The sequence below is a fragment of the Microcoleus sp. M2_D5 genome, from assembly GCF_036701935.1.
GTDB lineage: Bacteria > Cyanobacteriota > Cyanobacteriia > Cyanobacteriales > Microcoleaceae > Microcoleus.
The window spans coordinates 1-12,458 of sequence record NZ_JAUBRP010000120.1; the positions used below are offsets into that span (position 1 = coordinate 1).

General features: G+C 47.0%; 6 protein-coding genes. 4 read left to right on the top strand and 2 right to left on the bottom strand.

Annotated elements, in window-relative coordinates; genetic code table 11:
* Positions 1-731: 731 nt before the first annotated feature.
* The gene (gene cobJ / locus QUA50_RS28045) at positions 732-2,486 is read right to left on the bottom strand and encodes a precorrin-3B C(17)-methyltransferase (protein ID WP_333268517.1); all 1,755 of its coding nucleotides are present in this window, start codon (positions 2,484-2,486) and stop codon (positions 732-734) included.
* Positions 2,487-2,806: 320 nt separating this feature from the next.
* On the opposite strand from cobJ, the gene bchH reads away from it, so the two are divergent.
* Positions 2,807-6,826, top strand: coding sequence for a magnesium chelatase subunit H (bchH, locus tag QUA50_RS28050; RefSeq protein ID WP_333268515.1), 4,020 nt, complete (start codon positions 2,807-2,809; stop codon positions 6,824-6,826).
* Positions 6,827-6,924: 98 nt separating this feature from the next.
* Here the strand turns inward: bchH and QUA50_RS28055 are convergent, their stop codons facing one another.
* A complete protein-coding gene (locus QUA50_RS28055) occupies positions 6,925-7,536 on the bottom strand; it encodes a COP23 domain-containing protein (RefSeq protein WP_333268513.1) in 612 nt (203 codons plus the stop codon).
* Between the two features lie 611 nt (positions 7,537-8,147).
* Here QUA50_RS28055 and QUA50_RS28060 point away from each other — a divergent pair.
* The 3 genes from QUA50_RS28060 (at position 8,148) to QUA50_RS28070 (ending at position 12,273) form a co-directional block, all read left to right on the top strand.
* A complete protein-coding gene (locus QUA50_RS28060) occupies positions 8,148-9,833 on the top strand; it encodes an NAD-binding protein (protein WP_333268512.1) in 1,686 nt (561 codons plus the stop codon).
* Between the two features lie 169 nt (positions 9,834-10,002).
* Positions 10,003-11,796 carry an N-acetylmuramoyl-L-alanine amidase gene (locus tag QUA50_RS28065; protein ID WP_333268510.1) on the top strand — a complete coding sequence of 598 codons (1,794 nt, stop codon included), beginning with the start codon at positions 10,003-10,005 and terminating at the stop codon, positions 11,794-11,796.
* 81 nt (positions 11,797-11,877) lie between these two features.
* Positions 11,878-12,273: an SH3 domain-containing protein gene (locus QUA50_RS28070; protein ID WP_333268508.1), complete on the top strand. Its 396-nt coding sequence runs from the start codon at positions 11,878-11,880 to the stop codon at positions 12,271-12,273.
* The last annotated feature ends 185 nt before the right edge of the window (positions 12,274-12,458 follow it).

Consider the following 12,458-nt stretch of genomic DNA (forward strand, 5'->3'; position numbering starts at 1 on the left):
TGAAAGCCCGCCCTTTCTGGGCGGGCTTTCAGGCCCATCCCACAAGAAAAAAGGGAAATTATTTAATTGACGATCCTTAGAAGACTCATCGGGGGTGAAAGCGCTCTTTTTTTACCATAAGATTACCGTAAGATTAAGAAATTTAGCAGACCTCGATCGCCCTTATTTTAATTTTGGCTAAATAAAATAAATTTGTTTCCTGAGATGTAAACTAGATATATCCAAAAATGAAGCTGAAATCCTTACTAGGGTTGAGTTGGTATCTAAATGCGCTCGATATCTGCAAAAAAAACTCGGCTTCAGGAAGCCGAGATCCCTCAGTACCGAGGATGTCTGCAATCAAAGGCCATCACTCATTAGACAAGATTGCAAAAATCCTTTTCATCAATTGATGGGCCCCAGAGCCCGTCCTAATTATTTTTGCAATCTTGTCTATTAATCGAGAGTGAAAACCCTGAGAGGAAATAAGGAATGAGAATTAAATAAAATCCACTTTTCATGTTTGTTGTGGGATGGGCCTGAAAGCCCGTCCTTAAAAGACGGGCTTTCAGGCCCATCCCACAAGAAAAAAGGGAAATTATTTAATTGACGATCCTAAGAGGTCGATCGCGATCGAGTGATGCGCCATTATTTGTTAACCTAGACTCCCCCCAGCGAGAACAAAAAATTTTATGGTCAAAGTCAATTAGCTTTGAGTCAATTGCTGATTTCCGAAGTTTTCGCTGCTTTACTTATTTTTCGTACCTGCGCGGCGTGTAAACCCAAACATCTCCATATTTGCGGGGAATAATCCGAGTTTGACTCGAACCGACAATCACTAAAGTTCTCATGTCTGCGTCTTGCGGCTGGAATTCGCCGAGGGTGCAAACCCGGACAGATTGGCCGGGGCGACCGAGGTTTCGCCCTAGTACGACGGGGGTTTTAGGATCGCGACTTTGCAACAAAATCTCGATCGCCCTTGCGAGTTGCCAAATCCGCTGTTTCGAGATGGGATTGTAAAATGCGATCGCGAAATCTGCGATCGCAGCGGCAGAAATCCGCTGTTCGATGACCTCCCAGGGCTTGAGAATATCGGAAAGCGAAATCGCGCAAAAATCGTGTCCGAGGGGTGCTCCGATCGCAGCAGCGGCCGCCTGCATGGCTGAAATGCCGGGTGCCACCCGAATATCGATGCCCTGCCATTCGGGTTTGGCTGTAAGTTCGATCGCCTCAAACACCGCCGCAGCCATCGCAAAAATACCCGGATCTCCCGACGAAACCACGGCGACAGATTTTCCCGATGCTGCTAAATCTAGGGCAAAACGGGCGCGATCGAGCTCTTCGCGGTTGTCGGAATCGTGCCGCTTTTGTCCTTCGCGCAGGGTTCCGGCTAAGTCGAGATAGAACTTGTAACCCACCCAATCCGTGGCTTCGCGCAGAATTTCCTTAACTTCCGGGGACATCCAGGGCGCGCCTCCGGGGCCGGTACCGACGATCGCGAGTTGGCCGCGGCTAACTCCGATCGCGCTAGCATCAAAGGGTTCGGCGGCCAGGGCGATCGCGCAATTCAGTGCTAAAGTGCGATCGCATTCGATTAACTGACTGTTTGCACCGGCTGCTGTCAGGGCAATTTGTGCGGCCTGATTTTCGATGAATTCAATTGAGTCTAATTCGACAAGTTCGGATAGATTGAAAAAGCGGACGGGGACTTTAAAATATTGTGAAACTGCTTCAAGTGCCGGATTTCCCATCTCATCTTTTAATGCAAAAAATCCCGCAACGGAAGCTGGGGCAAAACCTGCATTTTCCAAGACTTGCTGGACACATGAAACCGCTATTTCTGGCTCAATATTCGATAGCTTTGTGAGTGCAACTGCTGCAATTTGCGGATGGTAAACTAAACAATCTGGCGTTGGCGCAATTGCTTTTTCGGTGACGCGGATCGTCAATTTTGCGTCGGGGGCTATCGGCAAATTGCTCTCAGAAAGCCAGCTTGCAGCCCCTTCTAGGCGTACTTTTGCTCCGGCGAGCAAATTTGAAATAAAAGTCTTCGCGTCCTCTGGATTCGCTAAATAATAGCCTTGGGGAGGACTCAGCAGCGCGGTGCGAAACCGGATATCTCCGGTGGTGGTAATTGCAGGCTGTACGCCGAGGGCTGCTGCAATCTCTCTGGCCAAATCATTAACCCCGTGCAAACCGCCCAGCAGCGGTACTACGGCGCTTCCGTCTTCGGCGACGGCTAAAACTGGCGGTTCGGCGCGTTTGTCTGACAGCAGCGGGGCGAGGGTACGGATGATTATTCCGGCGGCGCAGATGGCGATGATTGGGGTTTCTGTTGCGAATAATTCCCGCAATGTTTCGCCGAAGTTGCTAAAGTTGATGTCTGTGTTGGAAGTGCGATCGATTAAACCGTAAATCTGGGAACCGGGGAAATGTGCGGAGATTTTTTTGGCGATCGGCAGGCTGTTTTGACCTAAGATAACAATTGCGGGAGGAACTCGAACCATTTTAGATTTTAGATTTTAGATTTTAGATTTTACGAGAGTTGCGACGGAAATTAGGAATTAATAATTGATAATTGGTAATGTAGGGGCGGGTTCGCCAAGGTCTGCAATGCAACACCAGAAATCTACTAAACCCGCCCCACCCCCACCGAGGATGCTATCTAATATAATATAGCAATCCTCGCATCATTTGTGAATTTCTTACTCTCTCCCCGATGCCTTGGGGAGGGTTGGGGTGGGGTAAAAAATTTACGACTCATTTAGGATTGCTATATAACCTAATTCAAACAGGCTACAATCAATAAATATTTCGAGGTTTGGCTGTGAAACGCATTGTCTTAATTGCAGGGTTTGAATCTTTTAATGCTGATTTGTACCGCAAAGCTGCCGAGTTGGCTGTTGGCGGCTGTCAGGGATTGGAAGTACGGGTTTTTAGCGATCGCGCCCTCGCAGACGAACCCGATGCTGTAGCAGCCGCCCTCTTGAATGCTGATGTGTTTTTCGGGAGTTTGCTGTTTGATTACGATGCGGTAATGTGGCTGCGGGAAAGGGTGCAGAATATTCCGATTCGCCTGGTTTTTGAGTCGGCTTTGGAATTGATGAGTCTTACTCAAATCGGTGCTTTTAAAATTGGCGACAAGCCGAAGGGAATGCCGAAACCGGTTAAGTTTATTCTGGATAAGTTCAGCAACGGGCGAGAAGAAGATAAGCTGGCTGGTTATATCAGCTTTTTGAAGATTGGGCCGAAGTTATTAAAATATGTGCCAGTGCAAAAAGTCCAAGATTTGCGTAACTGGCTGATTATTTATGGTTACTGGAATGCGGGCGGGGCGGACAATGTTGTCTCGATGTTTTGGATTATTGCCGAAAAGTATTTGGGGCTGAAGGTTGCAGAAATTCCGCCGCCTGTGGAAACTCCCAATATGGGTTTATTGCATCCTGATTATAACGGTTATTTTGCATCGCCCCGGCAATATTTGAATTGGTATGTCGGTAATCAAATTGGTGGGAACGGGGAAGATGCCCGTTCCACAAAAAGCGGGCATCTTCCCCGTTCCACAAAAGATTTTATACATCTTGATAGAAAGAGTTATAACGGGCAAGATGCCCGTTCCACAAATTTTGTGTCCAATTGGACACAAAATTATAAGGAAGAAAAATCCCCGGTTGTGGGCATCTTGCTTTACCGCAAACACGTTATCACCAAACAACCTTATATTCCTCAATTAATCCGCTATTTTGAAGATGCGGGAATTGTGCCTTTGCCGATTTTTATCAATGGCGTTGAAGGCCATGTGGCGGTGCGGGATTGGATGACGACTGCTGGTGAAACTGCGCGGCGAAAACAAGGCAATATTGAAACTCTTTCGCTTTCTAAAGATGCTGTGGAAGTTGATGCGATTGTTTCTACTATTGGCTTTCCTTTGGTTGGCGGGCCTGCTGGTTCGATGGAGGCGGGGCGTCAGGTGGAAGTTGCTAAGCGGATTTTAACTGCTAAAAATGTACCTTATTTTGTGTCCGCACCTCTGCTGATTCAGGATATCCATTCTTGGACTCGTCAGGGGATTGGAGGTTTGCAAAGTGTGGTATTGTATGCTTTGCCTGAGTTGGATGGCGCGATCGATCCTGTGCCTCTGGGCGGTTTGGTGGGTGAGGATATTTATCTGGTGCCCGATCGCGCGAAACGCCTGACAAGTAGAATTAACAATTGGGTGAAACTGCGGCAAACTCCGCCATCTGAAAGGAAAATTGCGATTATTCTCTACGGGTTTCCTCCGGGTTACGGGGCGGCGGGTACGGCTGCTTTATTAAATGTACCGAAATCGCTGCTAAATTTCCTCCACAAACTTCAAGCAGCAGGTTATACAGTTGGAGAAATTCCGGCTGATGGGGAGGAGTTAATTCGCCGGGTGAAAGATGCGGATGAAGCTAATGGTGACGGGCAAGATGCCCGTACCACAAAAGAGACTGTTAATGTCAAAACTTTAGAAAAATGGCTGGGCTATCTGTTAACAAGCCGCATCGAAAAACAGTGGAAATCTCTGACTGGTACTGGTATTAAGACTGACGGCGACGAGTTCCATATCGGTGGCATTCAACTGGGGAATGTTTGGATAGGTTTGCAGCCGCCTCTGGGAATTTCTGGCGATCCGATGCGCTTAATGTTCGATCGCGATTTGACGCCTCACCCTCAATATGCTGCTTTTTACAAGTGGCTGCAAAATGATTTGCAAGCTGATGCTGTGGTTCACTTCGGAATGCACGGCACTGTTGAATGGTTGCCTGGATCTCCTCTGGGAAATACTGGCTATTCTTGGTCGGATATTTTGTTGGGAAGTTTGCCGAATCTTTATATCTACGCCGCTAACAATCCGTCGGAATCGATGTTAGCAAAACGGCGCGGTTACGGTGTTTTAATTTCTCACAACGTGCCGCCCTACGGTCGCGCGGGTTTGTACAAGGAATTGATGGCTTTGCGGGATTTGATTGCGGAATATCGGGAAGATACGGCAAAAAATTATGTTCTGAAAGAGGCTATTTGCAAGAAAGTATTAGATAGCGGTTTGGAGGCTGATTGTCCGTTTGAGGATGCTCGAAAGTTGGGGATTGCTTTTAGTTTTGAGACGGTGGGAATGTTCAGTGCTGATGCTTTTAACCGCTATTTGGTGAAGCTGTACGAGTATTTGCAGGTGGTGGAATGTCGTTTATTTTCTTCGGGTTTGCACGTTCTCGGAGAACCGCCTAATTCTGAGGAAATGACCTCTTATCTTGAGGCTTATTTTGGGGATAGGTTATCACAGGAACAGGTGAAAGCAATTGTTTCACAAACCAGCACAGGCAAGATGCCTGTGCCACAAACCAGCACAGGCAAGATGCCTGTGCCACAAACCAGCACAGGCAAGATGCCTGTGCCACAAACCAGCACAGGCAAGATGCCTGTGCCACAAACCAGTACAGGCAAGATGCCTGTGCCACAAACCAGTACAGGCAAGATGCCTGTGCCACAAGATGGGTTGGGTGGGGTTTTTGAGGAGGGTTTGTTGGTGCGGGATTTGTTGTTGCAAACTTCGGATGAGTTGACTAATCTTTTGCGGGGTTTGAATGGGGAATATATTCTGCCTGCACCGGGTGGGGATTTGTTGCGGGATGGGGCTGGGGTGTTGCCAACTGGTCGGAATATTCATGCTTTAGACCCTTATCGGATGCCTTCTCCGGCGGCTTATGAAAGGGGCCGCGAAATTGCTCGAAAAATTATTCAGAAGCACGTTGAGGAACATGGGAATTATCCTGAGACTGTGGCGGTGATGTTGTGGGGTTTGGATGCGATTAAAACGCGGGGCGAATCTATTGGAATTCTGCTGCAATTGGTGGGGGCTGAACCTCTTAAAGAAGGTACTGGCCGCATTGTTCGCTATGAATTAAAACCGTTAGCTGATGTGGGTCATCCCCGGATTGATGTGTTGGGAAATCTTTCGGGTATTTTCCGTGATAGCTTTGTGAATATTATTGAATTGTTGGATGATTTGTTCGTGCGGGCGGCGGATGCTGATGAACCGGAGTCGGAAAATTTTATTCGCAAACACGCTTTAGTTTTGCAGGCAAAAGGTGTGCAGAATTATTCGGCAAGGTTGTTTTCTAATCCGGCTGGGGATTTTGGTTCTTTGGTTAACGATAGGGTTGTTGATGGTAGTTGGGAATCGGGGGATGAGTTGGGAAAAACTTGGGAAAGTCGCAATGTTTTTAGTTACGGGAGGAAGGATAAGGGGGAGGCGAGGCCGGAGGTTTTGACTCAGTTGTTGCAAGGGTGCGATCGCATAATTCAAGAAATTGATTCTGTTGAATACGGTTTAACTGATATTCAAGAGTATTATGCGAATACTGGCGGTTTGAAGAAAGCCGCAGAAAAGCAGCGCGGCAAAAAAGTCAATACCAGTTTTGTAGAAAGTTTTTCTCAGGATACAACTCCGCGCAATTTAGAAGATTTGCTGCGCTTGGAATATCGAACTAAGTTGCTAAATCCTAAGTGGGCTAACGCGATGGTCAATCAAGGTTCGGGCGGCGCTTATGAAATTTCGCAGCGGATGACGGCGTTAATTGGTTGGGGCGGAACGGCTGATTTTACTGATACTTGGGTTTACGATCAAGCGGCTGATACTTATGCTTTAGATGAAGAGATGGCGCGGAAGTTGCGCGAGGTCAATCCTGAAGCTTTTCGCAATATTGTAGGCAGAATGTTGGAGGCTAATGGGCGGGGTTTTTGGCAGCCGGATGCGGATAAGTTGCAGCAGTTGCGCGAGTTGTATGAGTTGACAGATGAGAAACTTGAAGGGGTGACAGTGTAGTGTTTTTAGTCTCAATATTTAGGGGCGGGCTAGAAGCCCAACCCCTACTCCCCACAATAGTTTCAAAATTTGTCAGGTGCAAGTTAGAGGCGCGGCTATTAAATACCCCGATCGCCCTGCGGTTTTGCTGCAGGAACTGACGGTTTCTTGTTGGGAGAATTAAAAGCTCGATCGACCATATCTCCAAAGGGAACAAACTGCGGTGCAGACGATGGAGCTCCTGTTCTGAACACTGTCACTGGCCCGCCGCCGTCTTGGGCAAAATTAATCAATCTCGTTAAAGCATCACCGGGATTTTTAGCATTGCGCTTGTCTAGGGTGAACAGCAGATTTTGAGAGTTGCAGCGCCCCTGTCCGTTCACGTAACAAACTACGGGCAAGTTATTAACAATTCCTGTTGTTAACTGCAAGTTGCTCAATCTTCCGCCATTCTGGGCAACAGCTTTGGTCAATCTATTGGAAACAATTTGGCAGCGCTGCCAAGGTGTATATTCGCGGCCGAACTCGGTAGATTTCCACAGAATCATCGGATCTGTCGTGACATTTCCCCGCCGCGCAATTGTGACAAAATTACGACCGGAAGTAACGCACTGAAATGTTGTTCTAGTGTTATTCCAGTTGCTCGTTGGAGCAGCTTGTACTTGGCTTGCCAAGGCGACAGTACCGGCGAAAACTAAAGCGGATGCTAATAAGGGTGCAGTCAATTTCATAATAACTCCTGCCGCTAAGGCAGTTAAATTTATTTAGGAAGTCATACTTTTAGGGACAGGGGAGTATCTATTGGTGTCAACTTAAGGTTAAACCGGTAGTCCGCCAGGGAATGAATTCCCTGCCGGACTAGGGGTTATACCTTAAGTTGTGACTAATAAGCAGTGTCCTGTCCCTACCTATTTAAATTCTGCTGGTTGGCTGTTGCACCCGGATATTTTTCAAATATTAAATGAGGTTAGGAATGAGAATTAAATAACTTGCATTTTTTGTAGGTTGGGTTGAGGGACGAACCCTACGCTTCGCTCCGCCCAACGCCACGCGGGAATTGTTGGGTTTCGTTCCTCAACCCAACCTACGAAGTTATTTAATCGACGATCCTTAGTTGCACCTCATATCTGTATGTACAGGGCACTGTTGTGTCCTTGTTTCAAAACTTGGGAACGCGGCTGTAGAGACACGGCGCTGTCCTTTCCTTGTTCCAACACTTCGAGACTGTGGCACAAGTATCATAGATAGTGTTTTTAGCTACATTCTGCAAAGCCAGAGCAGTCAACAATGGTAAGTAAAACTACAGCGGACACCTCCGAAATCGGCTGGGAAATAACTTTTTATGAAACCTCGAATCATTGTTTGCGGGTTGGGCCACACGGGACACAAGATTTTTTGTTTGTTGAGACAGCAAGGAGCGATTGCGGTTGGTATTAGCGATCGCCCAATTCGCGGCGAAACTTCTGATGTGGTTGTCGGTAATTTGCAAGCAGCTTCTACCTTGTTGGCGGCGGGCATTCAAAACGCTCACACTTTAGTAATTGCAGGAGATGATGATGCTGTAAATTTGGCAATTTTGATGCAGGCGAGGATTCTCAATCCTCAGATTCGCATCATTAACAGATTGTTCAATACTAGCTTGGGCGACAGACTCGATCGCACTTTGCCCGATCACGCTTCCATGAGCGTTTCGTCATTGGCGGCTCCGGTTTTTGCCTTTGCGGCTCTCGGAAGTCAGGCGATCGGACATTTGCGTTTGTTCGATCGCACTTGGCCGATTCACGAAGAATATATCGATGACACACATCCTTGGAAAAATCGCAAACTGAGCGATTTGTGGGACGATCGATCGCGAATGTTGATTTATTATCTGCCCGCTGCTAACAAAACTGATTTAGTATCGGCGGTGCTTGGCGATCGGCAGTGTCAGCAGGGCGATCGGCTAATTGTTGCCACTCAGCCGACTATCCACAGCCCCCAAAAAACTTTAACTCAAAAACTGCTAAAAACATTAACTAGCCTGCACAGATTTCAGCAGCACAGCCAAGCAGCAGTAATTGTTGTACTGACGCTGCTGTCAATGATTGCCCTTGCTACTGCTACCTATATTTGTGTTGACGAGCAGATATCAATTGTCGATTCTTTGTATTTTTCAGTAGGAATGATTACTGGAGCCGGAGGTTATGAAAAAGTGGCAGAACAAGCTCCCGAAAGCATTAAACTATTTACAGTTGTGATGATGTTAGTTGGAGCCGGAATCATCGGCATCTGCTACGCACTGCTCAACGATTATGTATTGGGAACTCGGTTTACCGAATATTGGGATGTGGCGCGAGTTCCGCAGCGCAATCATTACATTATCTGCGGCCTCGGAGGAATAGGTATCCAAATTGCTAAAGAACTGCACACTAACGGTTACGATATTGTGGCGATCGAGCAAGACCCGAACTGCCGCTTTTTGAGCACGGCTCGCTCAATGAAAATTCCGGTCATTCAGGGAAGTGCCAGTTTACCCGCTACTTTGGAAGCTGCTAATGTTAAGCAAGCGGCCGCACTTTTGGCGGTAACTAGCAGCGATATGTCTAATGTCGAAATTGCCTTGAGCGCTAAAGGATTGGCTCCAAAACTATCAGTTATTGTCCGCAATCAAGACCAACATTTTGCCTTGATGGTACAGCAAGTTTTTGAGTTTGAAGGAGTTTTGAACCCGACGGAATTGGCGGCTCCTGCTTTCGCGGCGGCGGCGATTGGAGGTAGAATTTTGGGCAACGGCATGACTGCTGATAGTCTATGGGTTTGCTTGGCCACATTGATTACGCCAAACCATCCTTTCTGCGGCCACCGCATTCAAGATGCTGCTAAGTCTGCGGATTTTGTGCCTCTTTATGTGGAAACTAAGTGTCAAACTCTCCACGGCTGGGATTTACTGAATTGCTGTTTGAGTACGGGGGATGTTTTGTATTTGACGATGCCGGCGAATCGGTTGGAGCAACTGTGGAGAACTACCTCGGAATTAATTAAAACTTAATGGTGTGACGCGGAAATTTATGTTGCCGATCGCTCAATTCCAACTACAAACCTGATAAAATGGGCTCTGTCTAGTAAATAAGACTTACGACTAATCCTCAGAAATCCGGTTTCTTAGGGCAAGTTCTAGTATAAATAATCAACAGACTCTCAATTAGTTGCGATGTAGAATGAGAAAATTTTTAGGATTAGTTGTGTTTGGCATGATAATGGCAATAGCCTCTGTAGCTGTCGCCGTTCAACCTTTGTTCGTCGCTTATCCTCCCGCCAACCACAAAACTACAGCCGATCGCATATTTTTAATCGGTACAGCGCCCCCACCGGGACAAGTGTTGGTAAATGGCAACCAAATTTCTCGCACCGCAGCCGGCCATTTCGCCCCGACTTTTCCGCTGCAACTCGGCGAAAATCTCTTTACATTGCGTTACGAAAATCAGGAAGTCAAAATTAAGGTGACGCGCCAGTCGAATCAGCCGGAAGCCCCTGTAGGATTGGCTTTTGCTAAAGATTCCCTGACGCCGAAAGTCGATGTCGCGAGTTTGCCGGGGGAATATATTTGCTTTGGGGCGATCGCACCTGCCAATGCTCGAGTTGCGGTAAAATTGGCGGGAGTTACTATTCCTTTAAAAGCGCGATCCCAAGTCGAATTACCCGACAACAAATCTGTACTTTTAGGTGAAAACTCCCCGATTAAAAAAGGCGGCAGCGAACAGTATCAAGGCTGCGGTAAAACCCCTGAGAACGCCCTCTCATCTAAGGGAGAAACAGTTGATTTAGGCCTGCCATCGTTTGAGCTAACAATGAACGGTCAAACTATCAGCCAGCAGGGTACTGGCAAAATTTCTATTCTTTCTCCCGCTGACTTAGAAATAGCCGAAGTAACAGCAGATCCGGGTGTTGCCAGAACCGGGGCAAGTACAGATTTTTCTCGGATGACACCGCTGCCGAAGGGCACGCGAGCAACAGTTATCGGGCGCGAAGGAGAATGGCTCAGACTCGATTACGGTGCTTGGATTAAAGCATCGGAAGTGCGAATTGTCAAGGATACAGTGCCTGTGCGATCGATTATTCGCAGCGCGCGCTCGCGTCAAGTTTCCGGCTGGACAGAGGTCTTATTTCCCTTAGAAATACCCGTGCCAGTCACAGTGCAAGAAGGAGAACGCACTTTAACATTAACCCTGTACAATACTACCGCTCAAACAGACATTATTCGCCTCGACGATGACCCCGTAATTTCGCGTTTGGAATGGCAACAAATCGCGCCACTGCAAGTACAATATACTTTTAATCTCAAATCTGCCCAGCAGTGGGGCTATAAATTGAGATACGACGGCACAACTTTAGTGCTGTCTTTAAAAAACCCGCCGGCGAATACAAGCATGATGCCGAATTCGCAAGCAAAACCGCTGTCGGGAATTAAGATTCTCATCGATCCGGGACACGGCGGGCCCGAGGACGGAGGTGCCGTGAGTCCAGTAGGAATTAGGGAAAAAACAGTAGCTTTAACAGTGTCGAAATTGGTGCAACAGGAATTGGTAAATCGGGGCGCGAATGTGGTAATGACGCGGGTAGAAGATGTCGATTTGGATTTGCCGCCGAGGGTGGAAATGATTCAAAAAGAAGAACCTGCGATCGCAATTTCAATTCACTACAATGCTTTGCCGGATAACGGCGACGCGATTAATACTAAAGGCGTCGGCGCTTTCTGGTTTCACCCGCAAGCGCACAGTTTGGCAATATTTTTGCACAATTATTTAGTTGCCAAGTTGAACCGTCCGAGCTATGGTGTATTCTGGAACAACTTAGCCATGACTCGTCCTGCCGTGGCTCCATCTGTTTTAATGGAATTGGGATTTACGATCAATCCCGAAGAGTTTGAATGGATTGTGAATCCGACAGAACAGAAGAAATTAGCTGAGGCGATCGCCCAAGGTGTTACCGAATGGTTTGCCTCTGTCCAATAACAGTTAGTAGTAAGGACTGAAGTCCGTCTCAAAAAAATCAGAGTCAGGACTTCAGTTCGCCCAATCCAAGGAAATGAAAAAATGCTAATTTTTACTCAATCAAAAGCCTTTTTTATTGCAGCGGTAGTTGCAAGTTTTAGCTTCTCGCTTTACAGTTTTCCTGTTTTCGGCAAACAGCAAAGTCTTAATCCCGCAAAAGCAGAAGCTTTAAAAAAGCAAACTCATTGCTCGTTTATTACTGGTGAAGGTGGGGCTGTTAACATTCGCAAAGGCCCAGGCAATCAGTACCCAGTTGTTGCTAAACTCAAAAGAGGAGACGGAGTTCGGGCCCTCAGCAGACAAGGTAATTGGGTGAAAATTGCAGCCAGATTTTCGGGAAATCCTCCTAATGAAACTTTGACAATCCTTGACGGTTGGGTGAACAATCAATTTATCAATGGCTGTTCCGAAGACCAATTTGACAGGTGGCGGCAATAGAGAATTTGGTAGGGGCGGGTTTTACAGACAATATATAACGAGTACAAACAATCTAGATAAACCCGCCCCCAGCCCACAAATAACCTACTGGCGGAAATAGGAAATTTCGTAGGGGCGGGTTTTACAGACAATATATAACGAGTACAAACAATCTAGATAAACCCGCCCCCAGCCCACAAATAACC